Source organism: Thauera aminoaromatica (assembly GCF_000021765.1).
GTDB classification, from domain to species: domain Bacteria; phylum Pseudomonadota; class Gammaproteobacteria; order Burkholderiales; family Rhodocyclaceae; genus Thauera; species Thauera aminoaromatica.
In genome coordinates this window covers 2868074-2883653 of sequence record NC_011662.2, presented here as the reverse complement: position 1 = coordinate 2883653, position 15580 = coordinate 2868074, and the positions used below count along the sequence as shown (strand labels likewise).

Here is a 15580-nt window from a genome sequence, read left to right as displayed (position 1 = left end):
CTCGTGCGGGATCAGTGGAGGTGGCGCGGCGCCTGCACGCCCTGTTCCTCGGGCATCTCGGCATGCACGACCTCGCCCTCGGGCGAGGGGTAGAGCGGGGCGCCGCAATCGTCGCAGTACTCGAGCGGGAAGTGGTGCTCGAGCGCCACGACGTCGGTGAGACCGGATTCGCGCAATACGGTTTCGATCTGCGCGACGCAGTCGGTGGTCTCGTCCTCGGCCCCCAACAGCGGCCACACCACCCCGTGCACGACCTCGTCGCGGCCGCGCACGGTGAAGCCGATGCGGTATTCCTCGAGAGTGCGCTCCCAGAACGGCGCGACCACCGCGCGCAGGTTGGCGGCAGGTGTTTCCAGCGTGGTGGCGAGGAAGGCGACCGAGGCGCGCACCGAGTAGGGCCGGCTGTCCTTGTCGGCGGCGCGGCTGGCGGCGAAGTAGGAGTCGGGCAGCACGAGGTCGACCGCGCAGCCGGGCAGCAGCGGGGTCAGGCAGGCGCCACCCTGGGCGCGCCACTGCTCGAGCGCGCCGTCGCGGGTGCCGTCCGGCTCCTGCCAGCGGAACAGCGCGGCGCCGCGCGGCACGGCCACCGCGGCGAGCAGGTAGCGGGTGTCGGAGAGGAACTGCGCGGTCTCCGGCATGCCATCGGTGTCGATGTGCAGATCGAGGTTGTCGGCCGCCGCACCGCAGATCACCTTGGCGAACTCCGCGGTGGCGCAGTAGCCCTGGGGCAGCTGGTCGGGGCTGAAGAGGAAGTCGGCCACCGACAGCTTGGCCCCCTTGGCGAGCACGTGGGCCTGCAGGTGCACGCGCAGGTTGGCGAGCACTGCGGGCGGGATGTTGGCGGCGGGGATGCGGTAGCGCGACCAGGCCAGCACCGGCGCGGCGATCAGCACGACGTCGTGCTCGGCGAGGCTGCCGGCGGCGCATTCGGCGCGCGACTCGATGTTGTCGGCGAGCTCGTCGTAGGCGCGCGCGTCGGCGCTGTAGAGGTGGTCGAGCGCGGCGTTGAGCACTTCCTCGTCGTTTTCGGTCAGGGTCTCGTCGATCAGCCTGGCGAGCTGCATCTCCCAGTAGTGGTCCTCGATCCGGCTGCCGGACTGGGCCAGCCCGCCGGCGAGCCAGACGAGTTGTTCGGCAGTGCGGCCGAGACCGCCGCGGCGCTTGAGGCGCGTTCTTTTCATGTCGGGTTCCTGTTGCGCTGTTCGGGGTGCCGGCTTGGGCGGCACGCATGGCCGCGTATTCTACCAATGCCGCGGGAAAACGCCGGTCGAAGCGCCCGGCGCGCGCTCAGAAACCGGGGCGGTCGACCCCGGATGGTCTGCAGGATGGTGGCGGAGATCTCCTCGATCGACTTGGTGGTCGAGTCGAGGCAGCGGATGTTCTCGCGGCGCATCAGCTTGTGCGCGGCGTCGATCTCGTAGCGGCAGTTCTCCAGCGCGGCGTAGCGGCTGTTGGGGCGGCGTTCCTGGCGGATCTGCGACAGGCGCTCGGGGGCGATGGTGAGGCCGAAGAGCTTGGTGCGGTACTTGTGCAGCTCGCCGGGAAGCTTGTTGCGCTCGAAGTCCTCGGGGATCAGCGGGTAGTTGGCCGCCTTGACGCCGAACTGCATCGCCAGGTAGAGGCTGGTGGGGGTCTTGCCCGAGCGCGACACGCCGACCAGGATCACGTCGGCCTCGGCGAGCTCGCCCTCGCTCGAGATGCCGTCGTCGTGTGCCATGGCGAAGTTGATCGCCTCGATGCGGTACTTGTAGTTGAGGCTGTCGGCGATGCCATGGAAGCGGCCCACGGCATGGGTGGAGCGCTGGCCGAGCTCGGCTTCGAGCGGGCCGATGAAGCGCTCGAAGAGGTCCAGGAAGAGCGCGTCGGATTTGTGCAGTGCGTCAACGGTGGCCTGATTGACCAGCGTGCTGAATACGATCGGGCGCACGCCGTCCTCGGCCGCAGCCTCGCGGATCTGCGTCGCGCAGTCGATCGCCTTGTCGATGTCGTCGATGAAAGGGGCGCGCACCTGGCGGAAGCGCGCCTCGGGAAACTGCGCCAACAGGCTGTGGCCAAGGGTTTCGGCGGTAATGCCGGTGCCGTCGGAGACGAAGAAGACGGTGCGGCGGGCGATGTCGTTCATGATTTCGGACCTTGCGGCCCCGACCAGGGGTGCGGGGCGTGTATTGGGGCAAACCCTGTGATGCGGCACAGCACAAAAAATCGTACACTGCCGTTCGCGATATTTTGCTTTTTCCCCAACATTTGCGGAAGCCACCCATGACACGCTACGTGATCCCTTTCAACGAACTGCGCATGTCCGACGTCGAGAAGGTCGGCGGCAAGAACGCCTCGCTCGGCGAGATGATCAGCCAGCTGCCTTCCAGCGTCCGTGTCCCGGGCGGCTTCGCCACCACCGCCGAAGCCTATCGCGAGTTCCTCGCCCACGACGGCCTGGCCGACCGCATCAACGCCGCGCTTGACGCGCTCGACGTGGATGACGTCGATGCCCTGGCCAAGACTGGCGCGCAGATCCGCCAGTGGATCGTGGACCTGCCCTTCCCGGCCAAGCTCGAGGCCGAGATCAAGACCGCCTACGATGCGATCACCGCCGAGGGCGAGGGCAGCTTCGCGGTGCGCTCTTCGGCGACCGCCGAGGACCTGCCGGATGCCTCCTTCGCCGGCCAGCAGGAAACCTTCCTCAACATCCACGGCTACGAGAACATCCTGCATGCGATGAAGGAAGTGTTCGCGTCGCTGTACAACGACCGCGCGATCGCCTACCGCGTGCACAAGAACTTCGCCCACGCCGACGTCGCGCTGTCGGCCGGCGTGCAACGCATGGTGCGTTCCGATTCGGGCGCCTCGGGCGTGATGTTCTCGATCGACACCGAATCGGGCTTCGATCAGGTGGTGTTCATCACCGCCTCCTATGGCCTGGGCGAGACCGTGGTGCAGGGCGCGGTGAACCCGGACGAGTTCTACGTCCATAAGCCTACGCTCGCGCTCGACAAGCCGGCGATCATCCGCCGCAACCTCGGCTCCAAGCTCATCAAGATGGTGTTTACCGACAAGGCCGTCGCCGGCAAGTCGGTGCGCACGGTCGATGTGCCCGAGGCCGATCGCAACCGCTTCTCGCTGACCGACGAGGACGTGCTCGAGCTCGCCCGCTACGCGGTGATCATCGAGAAGCACTACGGCCGCCCGATGGACATCGAGTGGGGCAAGGACGGCGTCGATGGCAAGCTCTACATCCTGCAGGCGCGTCCCGAGACGGTGAAGAGCCAGGATTCCGGCCTGGTGATGGAGAAGTACCGCCTCAAGCAGTACGGCAAGGCCCTCACCCACGGCCGCGCGATCGGCCAGAAGATCGGTGCCGGCACGGTCCGCATCGTCGGCGACGCCTCCGAGATGAACCGCGTGCAGGCCGGCGACATCCTCGTCACCGACATGACCGACCCCAACTGGGAGCCGGTGATGAAGCGCGCCAGCGCGATCGTCACCAACCGCGGCGGCCGCACCTGCCACGCCGCGATCATCGCGCGCGAGCTGGGCATCCCGGCCATCGTCGGCTGCGGCAACGCCACCGACGTGCTGCACGAAGGCGAATCCGTCACCGTGTCCTGCGCCGAAGGCGACACCGGCTACGTGTATCGCGGCAAGCTGGAGTTCGAGGTCATCACCACCGACATGGGCAACCTGCCCGAGATTCCGGTGAAGATCATGATGAACGTGGGCAACCCCGAGCTCGCCTTCGAGTTCGCGCAGATCCCCAACGGCGGCGTCGGCCTGGCGCGCCTGGAGTTCGTCATCAACAACATGATCGGCATCCACCCCAAGGCCATCCTCGACATCGGTCAGGTGCCGGCCAGCCTGCGCGACGAGATCACCCGCCGCTCGCGCGGCTATGCGACGCCCAAGCAGTTCTTCATCGAGAAGCTGGTCGAGGGCGTGGCCACCATCGCCGCGGCCTTCTATCCGAAGCCGGTGATCGTGCGCATGTCCGACTTCAAGTCGAACGAGTATCGCAAGCTGCTCGGCGGCGAGATCTACGAGCCGGAGGAAGAGAATCCGATGCTCGGCTTCCGTGGCGCCTCGCGCTACATCGCGCACAGCTTCCGCGACTGCTTCGAGATGGAAGTCGCCGCGATGAAGAAGGTGCGCAACGAGCTCGGCCTCACCAACGTGCAGATCATGATCCCCTTCGTGCGCAACCTCGAGGAGGCCGCAGGGGTGGTGGACCTGCTCGCCGAGCACGGTCTCAAGCGCGGCGCGAACGACCTCAAGCTGATCATGATGTGCGAGATCCCGTCCAACGCCATCCTGGCCGAGCAGTTCCTGCAGTACTTCGACGGCTACTCGATCGGCTCGAACGACCTCACCCAGCTCACCCTGGGCCTGGACCGCGACTCGGGGCTGGTGGCGCATTCCTTCGACGAGCGCGATCCGGCGGTCAAGCAGCTGCTGTCGATGTCCATCCAGGCGGCCAACAAGCTCGGCAAGTACGTGGGCATCTGCGGCCAGGGGCCGTCGGACCACCCCGACCTGGCCGAGTGGCTGATGGACGAGGGCATCCAGACCATCTCGCTGAACCCGGACACCGTGGTCGACACCTGGCTCAAGCTCGCCGCACACGGCAAGCGCTGAACGCCGCTTCGGCACGCTGTCGTATCGAGGGCGTCGACCGCGAGGGTCGGCGCCCTTTTTTATGCATCCGGGCGTTGCAGTCATGCCGCTGGAAAGAGCTTCCCGCTAACATGCGCGCTTGTCGTGCATGCGGATTCGAGGGGATCGGATGTCGGGCTTGAGGATCGAGTCGTCGGTGGAGGTGCCCGCCCGGGCAGGACATGGGGATGTGCCGCCGGCGCCACCGCCCGCATCCGTCGCGCTCGCCGACCTCGAGCGTCGCGTGGCGCGCCAGGCGCAGATGCTGTCGGTGCTGTCCACGCTGCAGCGCGGCATGCTCGTGGGGCGTTCGTCCGCCGACACCTTCTCCGCGATGCTCGACCAGCTGGTGGCCTTGACCGGCAGCGAGTACGGCTTCATCGGCGAAGTGCTGCACGACGAGGCCGGCGAGTCCTTCCTGCGCATGCACGGACTCAGCGACATCTCCTGGAGTCCCGAGTCGCGCGCCCTGTTCGAACGCATGCGCACCGGCGGTTTCGAGTTCCACAACCTCGACACCTTGTTCGGTTCGGTGGTGAGAACCGCCACGCCGGTGATCTGCAATGCGCCCGCGGGCGATCCCCGCGGCGCAGGGGTGCCGCCCGGCCACCCCGAGCTGCGCGCCTTTCTCGGCCTGCCCTTGTTCCACGGCGGGCAGCTGATCGGCATGGTCGGCCTGGCGAACGCGGCGCAGGGTTACGACCACGCCCTGATCGTCGAGCTGGAGCCGATGCTGGTCACCTGCGCGAGCATGATCATCGCGCTGCGCACCGAGCAGGACCGCAAGGCCGCACGTCGCGCCCTGGAGGAGAGCGAACGCCATTTCCGCGAGCTCGCCAACAGCAAGTCGGCGCTGATCTGGACCTCGGACGCGGACGGCGGATGCAACTATTTCAACGACACCTGGCTGCAGTTCACCGGCCGCACGCTGGAACAATCGCAAGGCACGGGCTGGGTGGCCGACGTGCATGCGGACGACCTGGAGGGCTGCCTCGACGCCTGGCAACGAGCCTTCGCCCGCCGCGAGTCCTTCCGCATGGAATACCGCCTGCGCCACGCCGCGGGCGGCTACCGCTGGATTTCGGACGAGGGCAATCCGCGCCGCGACGCGGACGGCGCCTTCGTCGGCTACATCGGCTATTGCTACGACATCACCGAGCGCAAGCGCGGCGACCTCGCGCTCGATGCGCTCGCGGCGCGCTACGCGCGGCTGTCGGGCGAGGGCTTCTACGAGGCCGTGTGCCGGCACATCGTCGAGGCGCTCGATCTGGACATCGCCTTCGTCGGCCAGCTGTGCGCGGACGGCGCGCACATCGAGGTGCGCGCGGGCTGGGGCGAGGGCGCAGCGATCGGGCCGTTCCGCTATGCCCTTGCCGACTCCCCCTGCGATGGCACGATCGGGCTGGGCGCCTGCATCTACCCGCGGGGGGTGCATGCGCGCTTTCCGCGCGACCGCGAACTCGTGCGCATGGGCATCGAGGCCTACGCCGGCATGCCGCTATTCGATCGCGATGGCGGCGTGCTCGGCCTGATCGTCGCGCTGCGTCGCCGCCCCTTCGACGACGAGGCGGCGGTACGCACCCTGCTGGAGATCTTCGACGACCGCGTCGCGGCCGAGCTGGCGCGCGAGCGCGCGGAGCGCGTGCTGAACGGACGGATCGCCTTCGAGCGCCTGGTCGGGCGGATCTCGTCCGATCTGATCCTCGCCTCGCCGGCCGAGCTCGACCTTCATCTCCATCGGGCGCTCGGCGAGCTCGGGCGCTTCGCCGAGGCGGATCGCGCCTACGTGTTCCAGGTGTCCGAGGACGGTTCCCTGCTCGACAACACCCACGAGTGGTGCGCCGAGGGCGTCGAGCCGCAGATCCACAAGCTGCAGGGCTTGCCCTTCGACGACTCGCTGCTCTTCCTGCGCACGATCAAGCAGCTCGGGATCGTCGATTACCCCAGCGTCGCCGCGCTGCCGTCCGAGGCCGAGGCCGACCGCGTGCTGCTCGGGGCGCAGTCGATCCGTTCGGTGCTTGGCGTGCCGATGGTCGTGGACGGCCAGGTGCGCGGCGTCATCGGGCTCGACGCGGTGCGCAGCGAGCGCACCTGGACCGACGAGGACAAGACCCTGATGACCCTGGTGGGCAACGCCTTCAGCGGGGTCATCGAGCGCAAGCGCGCCCACGACGGCCTGCAGGCGAGCGAGGCGCGCTACCGCTCGGTGGTCGAGAGCGTGCGCGAGGTGATCTTCCAGCTCGACGGGCGAGGGCGCTGGACCTTTCTCAACAAGGCGTGGGCCGACATCACCGGCTACGCGCTCGCGGATAGCCTCGGCCGCCACTTCCTCGCCCACGTGCACGCGGACCATCGCGACCAGCACGGCGAGATGATCGAGCAGGTGCTTGCAGGCGAGCTCGAGTCCTGCACCCACGCGGCACGCTACCGCTGCGCCGGCGGCGGATTCCGCTGGCTGGAGATGAGCGCGCGGCGCGCGTTCGACGCGCAAGGCCGGCCCGCGGGCCTTTCCGGGACGCTGACCGACATCACTCAGCAGAAGGAGCACGAGTCGCGCCTGGAATACATCGCGCATTACGACGCGCTCACCGGGCTGCCCAACCGCGTCCTGCTCAGCGACCGCATGCAGCGCGGGATGGCGCAGGCGCGCCGGCGCGGTCAGCAGCTCGCGCTCGCCTACATCGATCTCGACGGCTTCAAGGCCATCAACGATACCCTCGGCCACCAGGCCGGCGACCAGTTGCTCGCGGTGGTGGCGGCGCGCATGAAGGCGGCGCTGCGCGAGGGCGACAGCATTTCGCGCCTGGGGGGGGACGAGTTCGTCGCCCTGCTGCTCGACCTGCCCGATGTAGAGGCTTGCGAACTGCTCGTGCGCCGCCTGCTCGGCGCGGTCTCGCAGGCGGTCCAGCTTGCGGGGCAGGAGGTGAAGGTCTCGGCGAGCATCGGCCTGACCCTGTACCCGCAGGCGGAGGAGGTCGACGCCGACCAGTTGCTGCGCCAGGCCGACCTCGCCATGTACCAGGCCAAGCTCGCCGGCAAGAACCGCTACCACCTCTTCGACACCGCGCACGACCGCTCCCAGCGCGGGCGCCACCAGACCCTGGCGGCGATCCGTGGCGCGCTGCGCACGGGCGAGTTCCGCCTCCTGTACCAGCCCAAGGTGAACATGCGCAGCGGTGCGGTGGTGGGTGCCGAGGCGCTGATCCGCTGGCGGCATCCGCGCCAGGGCGAACTCGAGCCGGGCGGCTTCCTGCCCGTGGTGGCGGACCACCCGCTCGCGGTCGAGATCGGCGACTGGGTGATCGAACAGGCGCTCGCCCAGGTTGCCGCCTGGCAGCACGCGGGATTGTTCCTGCCGGTGAGCGTGAACGTGGGCGCGCGTCACCTGCAGGCGGCGGATTTCATGCCGCGCCTGCAGGCGGCGCTGGCGCGCCACCCCGATCTGGGGCCGGGCGCGCTGGAACTGGAGGTGCTGGAGACGAGCGCGCTGGAGAGCATCGCCCAGGTCACGCGCATCGTCGAGGCGTGCGCACGCATCGGCGTGTCCTTCGCGCTCGACGACTTTGGGACGGGGTATTCCTCGCTCGCCTATCTCAAGCGGCTACCCGCGGCGCGTCTCAAGATCGACCAGCTGTTCGTGCGCGGGATGGTGGAGGACGCCGAGGACCTCGCCATCCTGAAGGCGATCATGGGGCTGGCCGATGCCTTCAAGCGCGAGGTGATCGCCGAGGGGGTCGAGGAGGTCGAGCACGGCAGCCTCTTGCTGCAACTGGGCTGCGAGGTGGCGCAGGGCTACGGGATCGCGCGGCCGATGCCGGCGGAAGAGATTCCGGCCTGGGTGGCGAACTGGTCGCCGCCCTCGGCGTGGCGGCAGGCGCGGGCCTGAGCCCGCGCCCTGCGTCCTCCACCCGCGCCCCGGCCCCTCGATGCGGGCGCTCCGGGAAGCGCTCGGGGGCAGGGCGCGCGTCGAGGGCGTTCAGGCGACGACGACCGGGATCTTGCCGATCTTCGCCTGCCACTCCTGCGGGCCGGTGTTGTGCACGCTGGTGCCCTTGGCGTCGACTGCGACCGTCACCGGCATGTCCTGCACGGTGAATTCGTAGATCGCCTCCATGCCGAGGTCGGCGAAGCCGACGACCTTGGCTTCCTTGATCGCCTTCGACACCAGGTAGGCCGCGCCGCCGACCGCCATCAGATAGGCCGACTGGTTGTCCTTGATGGCCTCGATCGCGACCGGGCCGCGCTCGGACTTGCCGATCATCGAGATGAGGCCGGTCTTCTCCAGCATCATGCGGGTGAACTTGTCCATGCGGGTCGCGGTGGTGGGGCCTGCCGGGCCGACGACCTCGTCGCGCACCGGGTCGACCGGGCCGACGTAGTAGATCACGCGGTTGGTGAAGTCGACCGGCAGCTTCTCGCCCTTTTCCAGCATGTCGGCGATGCGCTTGTGCGCGGCGTCGCGGCCGGTGAGCATCTTGCCGTTGAGCAGCAGGATCTGGCCCGGCTTCCAGGACGCGACCTCTTCCTTGGTGAGGGTGTCGAGGTTCACGCGGGTAGCGACGTTGGTGTCGGCCTTCCAGGTGACCTGCGGCCAGTCTTCGAGCTTCGGCGTGGGCAGATGCGCCGGGCCCGAGCCGTCGAGGTGGAAGTGCACATGGCGGGTGGCGGCGCAGTTGGGGATCATCGCGACCGGCAGCGAGGCGGCGTGGGTCGGATAGTCCATGATCTTGACGTCGAGCACGGTGGTGAGGCCGCCCAGGCCCTGGGCGCCGATGCCGAGCGCGTTGACCTTCTCCATGAGCTCGAGGCGCAGCTCCTCGACGCGGGAGAGCGTGGCGCCGGAGGCGGCCTTCGCACGCAACTCATGGATGTTGACCGGATCCATCAGCGATTCCTTGGCCAGCAGCATGGCCTTCTCGGGCGTGCCGCCGATGCCGATGCCGAGGATGCCCGGCGGACACCAGCCGGCGCCCATGGTCGGCACGGTCTTGAGCACCCAGTCGACGATCGAGTCGGAGGGGTTGAGCATGACCATCTTGGTCTTGTTCTCGGAGCCGCCGCCCTTGGCCGCGCAGATGACCTCGACCTCGTCGCCCGCGACGACCTCGTAGTGCACCACCGCCGGGGTGTTGTCCTTGCTGTTCTGGCGCTTGCCGGCGGGGTCGAGCAGCACGGAGGCGCGCAGCTTGTTGTCCGGGTGGTTGTAGGCGCGGCGCACACCCTCGTCGATCATCTCCTGGACGCTCATCTTCGCATCCCACTGCACGTTCATGCCCACCTTGAGGAAGACGACCGCGATGCCGGTGTCCTGGCAGATCGGGCGGTGGCCCTCGGCGGCCATGCGCGAGTTGGTCAGGATCTGCGCGATCGCGTCCTTCGCGGCCGGGCTTTCCTCGCGCGCGTAGGCTTCGCCGAGCGCCTGGATGTAGTCGAGCGGGTGGTAGTAGCTGATGTACTGGAAGGCATCCGCGATCGACTGGATGAGGTCTTCCTGGCGAATGATCGTCATGGCGCTTGGTCTCCGGAATGACATGGGGGCAGAATGACGCGGCCGGACCGGAAGGCCCGGAGTGGCGCCGGATTCTACCACCGGCCCCGCCGGCCGTCGCTGGCCGGGCGGTGTAAGTCCTGTGTAAGATAGCTGTTCTCTAATGCCGGCGTTTCGAACGGCATCCGAGTGTCCGGACGGGGAGGGCCCTCACGGGGCGTCGGCGTTCGGGCGGATCATAGGCTGGGTTCAACCAGCCCACCCGCAACGGGTAGCTTCAACCATTTGAACAGTTGAGGAGAGGTGAGCATGTCCAACGAGCAACAAGTCCGCATTTACAATCCCTCGGAAGAGATGGTCAAGAACGCAGCGGTGTCCGGCATGGACGGTTATCGCGCGCTGTGCAAGGAAGCCGAGGACGACTACGAGGGTTACTGGGGGCGTCGCGCCAAGGAGCTGCTGGACTGGAAAGTGCCCTTCACCCAGGTCCTCGACCAGTCGAATGCGCCCTTCTTCAAGTGGTTCGCAGACGGCAAGCTCAACGTCTCCTACAACTGCCTCGACCGCAACGTGGCCAACGGCCTCGGCGACAAGGTCGCGCTGATCTTCGAAGCAGACGGCGGCGAAGTCACCCGCATCACCTACAAGGACCTGCTCTCCCGCGTCAGCAAGTTCGCCAACGCCCTGCGCGGCATGGGCGTCAAGAAGGGCGATCGCGTCATCATCTACCTGCCGATGTCGATCGAAGGCGTGGTCGCGATGCAGGCCTGCGCCCGCATCGGCGCCACCCACTCGATCGTGTTCGGCGGCTTCTCCGCCCAGGCGCTGCGCGATCGCATCGAGGACGCCGCTGCCGTGGCCGTGATCACCTCCGACGGCCAGTTCCGCGGCGGTAAGGCGCTGCCGCTCAAGCCGATCGCCGACGAGGCGCTGTCGCTCGGCGGCTGCGATACCGTCAAGAACGTCATCGTCGTCAAGCGCACCGGTGCCGACATCGCCATGGTCGCCGGCCGTGACAGCTGGTTCCACGACGTGGTGGCCACCCAGTCCGAGGTCTGCGAGCCGGAGTGGGTCGAGGCCGAGCATCCGCTGTTCGTGCTCTACACCTCGGGTTCCACCGGCAAGCCGAAAGGCGTGCAGCACTCTTCGGGCGGCTACCTGCTGCAGGCCGTGCTGTCGATGAAGTACACCTTCGACATCAAGCCGAACGACGTCTATTGGTGCACCGCCGACATCGGTTGGGTCACGGGTCACACCTACATCACCTACGGCCCGCTCGCCTGCGGCGCGACCGAGATCGTGTTCGAGGGCGTGCCGACCTACCCGGACGCCGGCCGCTTCTGGAAGATGATCCAGGACCACAAGGTCAGCATCTTCTATACCGCGCCGACCGCGATCCGTTCGCTGATCAAGGCCGCCGACAACAACCCGGCAGTGCATCCGAAGCAGTACGACCTGTCCTCGCTGCGCATCCTGGGTTCGGTCGGCGAGCCGATCAACCCGGCGGCCTGGGAGTGGTACTACGAGAACGTCGGCGGCGGCCGCTGCCCGATCGTCGATACCTTCTGGCAGACCGAGACCGGTGCGCACATGATCACGCCGATGCCGGGCGCCACGCCGATGGTTCCGGGCTCGTGCACGCTGCCCTTCCCGGGCATCATGGCTGCGGTGGTGGACGAGACCGGTACCGAGGTGCCCTGGGGTCAGGGTGGCATCCTCGTCGTCACCAAGCCGTGGCCGTCGATGATCCGCAACGTCTGGGGCGATCCCGACCGCTTCAAGAAGACCTACTACCCCGAGGACTTCAAGGGCAAGCTCTACCTCGCGGGCGACGGCGCCATCCGTGACGCCGAGACCGGTTACTTCACCATCACCGGTCGTATCGACGACGTGCTGAACGTCTCCGGCCACCGCATGGGCACGATGGAAATCGAGTCGGCCCTGGTCGCGCACGAGAAGGTGGCCGAGGCCGCCGTGGTCGGTCGTCCGGACGACCTGACCGGCGAGGCGATCGTGGCCTTCGTGGTGCTCAAGGGCGCGCGTCCGACCGGCGAGGATGCCGCGAAGATGATCAAGGAACTGCAGAACTGGGTGGGTCACGAGATCGGGCCGATCGCCAAGCCGAAGGACATCCGTTTCGGCGAGAACCTGCCCAAGACCCGCTCCGGCAAGATCATGCGCCGCCTGCTGCGCCAGCTCGCCAAGGGCGAGGATGTCACCCAGGACACCTCGACGCTCGAGAACCCGCATATCCTCGAGCAGCTCAAGGGCTGATGCAGTGCCGGCCGGGCGCCCCGCGTCCGGCCTTCCTGAACGACAGGAGGAAGCCGGCCAGCGAGCCGGTGCCGGGGGGAGACCGGGTACGCGCAAGGCGTGCCCCTGATCGTGCGTCGCGCCGACCCTGCCACGAAGAGCAGGGCGGCGCTGCGCCTTTTCGTTTGCCGTGGCTCGTTTCATGGGAGCGACAGGATGCGCAAGGGTCTGGCCGGGCAGCGGCTGGTGGCCGTGTTCATCGCCGGCCTGGTGTTGCTCAACTATCCCATACTGTCCCTGTTCGACCGGCCGCAGACCGTTCTCGGGTTGCCGCTGCTCCACGTCTATCTGTTCTCGGTGTGGGTCGCGCTGATCCTGGTCGTGGCGTGGATCGTCGAGCGCGGGGCGCGCTGATGCGGAGGTCGGGATGCTCCCGGGCTGGCTGATCGTCGGCGCTTCGTTCGCCTATCTGCTGCTGCTGTTCGCGGTGGCCTACTTCGGCGACCGGCGCGCGGATGCCGGGCGCTCGGTCATCGACAATCCCTGGGTTTTCAGTCTTTCGCTCGCGGTGTATTGCACCGCGTGGACCTATTTCGGCAGCGTCGGCCGCGCCGCCTCGGGCGGGCCGTGGTTCCTGCCCACCTATCTCGGGCCCACGCTGGGCCTGACCCTGGCCTGGCTGGTCGTGCTCAAGATGATCCGCATCGCGCGCAGCTACCGGGTCACCTCGATCGCCGACTTCGTCGCCTCGCGCTACGGCAAGAGCCACCTGCTCGGCGGGCTGGTCACGCTGATCGCGGTGGTCGGCATCGTGCCCTACATCGCGTTGCAGCTGAAGGCGATCTCCAGCGGCTACGCGCTGCTGGTGGGCGAGCACGACCCGCTGTTCCGCATCGAGAGCCAGGCGGGCTGGTGGCAGGACGGCACGCTCTACATCGCGCTCGCGCTCGCCGCCTTCACGGTGCTGTTCGGCACCCGCCACCTCGACACCACCGAGCGCCACGAGGGCATGGTCGCGGCGATCGCCTTCGAGTCGGTGGTCAAACTTTTCGCCTTCCTGGCGGTCGGCATCTACGTCACCTACTGGCTCTACGACGGCTTTGGCGACCTCTACGCGCGCGCCGCCGCCGTGCCCGAGCTGCACCGCCTGCTCGCCTTCGACGGTGCCGGCCGGCTCGGCTACGGCGGCTGGTTCGCTCACGTGCTGCTGGCCATGCTGTCCATCATCTTCCTGCCGCGGCAGTTCCAGATCGCGGTGGTCGAGAACGTCAACGAGCAGCACCTGCGCCGCGCGACCTGGGTCTTTCCCGCCTACCTGCTGGCGATCAACATCTTCGTGATCCCGATCGCGATCGGCGGGCTGCTGCATTTCGGCCGCGGCACCGTGGATCCGGACACCTTCGTGCTGACCCTGCCGCTCGCGCACGGGCAGAGCGCGCTCGCGCTGCTCGTCTTCATCGGCGGCCTGTCGGCGGCGACCGGCATGGTGATCGTGGAGGCGATCGCGCTCTCCACCATGGTGTGCAACGACCTGGTGATGCCGATGCTGCTGCGCAGCCGGCGGCTCGACCTCGCGCGCGAGCGCGACCTCACCGGTCTGCTGCTGGGCATCCGCCGCGGTGCGATCGTGGTGCTGCTGCTGCTCGGCTACCTCTACTTCCGCCTCGCCGGCGAGGCCTACGCGCTGGTCAGCATCGGCCTCATCAGCTTCGCCGCGGTGGCGCAGTTCGCCCCGGTGGTGATCGGCGGCATGTACTGGCGCGGCGGCACCCGCGAGGGCGCGCTCGCCGGTCTGCTCGCCGGCTTCGCGGTGTGGGTCTATACGCTGCTGCTGCCCTCGTTCGCCAAGTCGGGCTGGCTCGATCCGGGCTTCCTCGAGCACGGCGTGCTCGGCCTGGAATGGCTCAAGCCCGAGCAGCTCTTCGGCCTCACCGGCCTGGACAACATCAGCCACGCGCTGTTCTGGAGCCTGCTCGCCAACATCGGCTGCTACGTCGCGGTATCGATGCTGCGCGTGCCGACCGGGCCGGAGGCGACCCAGGGCGCGCTCTTTGTGGACGTGTTCCGGAGCGGCGCGGCGGCGCCGGCGAGCTTCTGGCGCACCGGCGCCGAGGCCGGCGAGCTGGTGCCGCTGGTGGCGCGCTTCCTCGGGCAGCGCCGCACCGAGGAGGCCTTCGGCGCCTACGCGCGCTCGCACGGCCTGCAGCAGGTCTCCGAGCTCAAGGCCGACCCCGAGCTGGTGCACTTCGCCGAGACCCTGCTCGCCGGCGCGATCGGCAGCGCCTCCGCGCGGGTGATGGTGTCGACCGTGGTGCAGGCGGAGCCGCTCGGGCTCGGCGAGGTCATGGACATCCTCGACGAGGCCTCGCAGGTGCGCGCCTACTCGCACAAGCTCGAGGAGAAGTCGCGTGCGCTCGAGGCCGCGACCGCCGAGCTGCGCGCCGCCAACGAGCGCTTGAAGGAGCTCGACCGCCTCAAGGACGACTTCATGTCCTCGGTGACGCACGAGCTGCGCACGCCCTTGACCTCGATCCGAGCGCTCTCCGAGATGATGCTCGACGACCCCGACATCGACGTCGAGGACCGCCAGCGCTTCCTCGGCATCATCGTGTCCGAGGCGGTGCGCCTGTCGCGCCTGGTGAACCAGGTGCTCGACATGGCCAAGATCGAGTCCGGCCATGCCGAGTGGCACAACACCGACATCGACCTGTGCGAACTGGTGCGCCACTCGGGCGACGCCACCCTGCAGCTCTTCCGCGACCGCGGCGCCGAACTGCACCTGCACCTGCCGGAGTCGGTGCCGACCCTGCGTGCCGACCACGACCGACTGCTGCAGGTGATGCTGAACCTGCTGTCGAACGCGGCGAAGTTCGTGCCCACGGGCAGCGGTCGCGTGGATGTGACGTTGAGCTGCGATGGCGAACGCCTGCGCGTCGCGGTGAAGGACAACGGGCCGGGGATCGAGCCGGCGCAGCAGCCGGTGGTGTTCGAGAAGTTCCGCCAGGGCGGCGACGAACGCTCGCGACCGCAGGGTACCGGCCTGGGGCTGCCGATCAGCCGCCAGATCGTCGAGCACTTCGGCGGTCGGCTGTGGCTGGAGTCGGTGCCGGGCGAGGGCGCGACATTCTCCTTCGAGCTGCCGCTGAAGTCGGCGGCGGGCGAGGGATGACATAGAATATCGGGCGGGGAGGAGAC

At 68.1% G+C, this 15580-nt stretch carries 8 protein-coding genes; 5 read left to right on the top strand and 3 right to left on the bottom strand.

The window, feature by feature from the left end:
• Positions 1 to 11 precede the first annotated feature (11 nt).
• Both TMZ1T_RS12680 and ppsR read right to left on the bottom strand, forming a co-directional pair.
• Complete coding sequence (locus TMZ1T_RS12680; RefSeq protein ID WP_012585596.1) at positions 12 to 1181, bottom strand: DUF2863 family protein; 1170 nt, start codon at positions 1179 to 1181, stop codon at positions 12 to 14.
• A complete protein-coding gene (ppsR, locus tag TMZ1T_RS12675; protein WP_012585595.1) occupies positions 1178 to 2122 on the bottom strand; it encodes a posphoenolpyruvate synthetase regulatory kinase/phosphorylase PpsR in 945 nt (314 codons plus the stop codon). Before ppsR ends, TMZ1T_RS12680 begins: the two co-directional genes overlap by 4 nt.
• Positions 2123 to 2259: 137 nt before the next feature.
• On the opposite strand from ppsR, the gene ppsA reads away from it, so the two are divergent.
• Both ppsA and TMZ1T_RS12665 read left to right on the top strand, forming a co-directional pair.
• Positions 2260 to 4626: a phosphoenolpyruvate synthase gene (ppsA, locus tag TMZ1T_RS12670; RefSeq protein WP_012585594.1), complete on the top strand. Its 2367-nt coding sequence runs from the start codon at positions 2260 to 2262 to the stop codon at positions 4624 to 4626.
• Positions 4627 to 4774: 148 nt separating this feature from the next.
• Entirely contained in the window at positions 4775 to 8530 is a 3756-nt protein-coding gene (locus TMZ1T_RS12665) for a bifunctional diguanylate cyclase/phosphodiesterase (protein WP_012585593.1), read from the top strand.
• 90 nt (positions 8531 to 8620) lie between these two features.
• On the opposite strand, the gene TMZ1T_RS12660 is transcribed toward TMZ1T_RS12665, so the two are convergent.
• The gene (locus TMZ1T_RS12660; RefSeq protein WP_004298615.1) at positions 8621 to 10153 is read right to left on the bottom strand and encodes a fumarate hydratase; all 1533 of its coding nucleotides are present in this window, start codon (positions 10151 to 10153) and stop codon (positions 8621 to 8623) included.
• Positions 10154 to 10441: 288 nt separating this feature from the next.
• Here TMZ1T_RS12660 and acs point away from each other — a divergent pair, with 288 nt between their 5' ends.
• The 3 genes from acs to TMZ1T_RS12645 all read left to right on the top strand — a co-directional run bounded on the left by acs (position 10442) and on the right by TMZ1T_RS12645 (position 15554).
• On the top strand, positions 10442 to 12406 hold the full coding sequence (gene acs / locus TMZ1T_RS12655; protein ID WP_004298613.1) for an acetate--CoA ligase: 1965 nt from the start codon (positions 10442 to 10444) through the stop codon (positions 12404 to 12406).
• Between the two features lie 195 nt (positions 12407 to 12601).
• Positions 12602 to 12799 carry a hypothetical protein gene (locus TMZ1T_RS12650; protein WP_004298611.1) on the top strand — a complete coding sequence of 66 codons (198 nt, stop codon included), beginning with the start codon at positions 12602 to 12604 and terminating at the stop codon, positions 12797 to 12799.
• Positions 12800 to 12812: 13 nt separating this feature from the next.
• Positions 12813 to 15554 (top strand): sensor histidine kinase, encoded by a 2742-nt coding sequence (locus tag TMZ1T_RS12645; RefSeq protein ID WP_004298609.1) that lies wholly within the window; start codon positions 12813 to 12815, stop codon positions 15552 to 15554.
• Positions 15555 to 15580 lie beyond the last annotated feature (26 nt).

Bases quoted from the DNA above. Each gene is read 5' to 3' on its own strand.
- TMZ1T_RS12680 (WP_012585596.1), bottom strand. From the start codon at position 1,181: ATGAAAAGAACGCGCCTCAAGCGCCGCGGCGGTCTCGGCCGCACTGCC.
- ppsR (WP_012585595.1), bottom strand. From the start codon at position 2,122: ATGAACGACATCGCCCGCCGCACCGTCTTCTTCGTCTCCGACGGCACC.
- ppsA (WP_012585594.1), top strand. From the start codon at position 2,260: ATGACACGCTACGTGATCCCTTTCAACGAACTGCGCATGTCCGACGTC.
- TMZ1T_RS12665 (WP_012585593.1), top strand. From the start codon at position 4,775: ATGTCGGGCTTGAGGATCGAGTCGTCGGTGGAGGTGCCCGCCCGGGCA.
- TMZ1T_RS12660 (WP_004298615.1), bottom strand. From the start codon at position 10,153: ATGACGATCATTCGCCAGGAAGACCTCATCCAGTCGATCGCGGATGCC.
- acs (WP_004298613.1), top strand. From the start codon at position 10,442: ATGTCCAACGAGCAACAAGTCCGCATTTACAATCCCTCGGAAGAGATG.
- TMZ1T_RS12650 (WP_004298611.1), top strand. From the start codon at position 12,602: ATGCGCAAGGGTCTGGCCGGGCAGCGGCTGGTGGCCGTGTTCATCGCC.
- TMZ1T_RS12645 (WP_004298609.1), top strand. From the start codon at position 12,813: ATGCTCCCGGGCTGGCTGATCGTCGGCGCTTCGTTCGCCTATCTGCTG.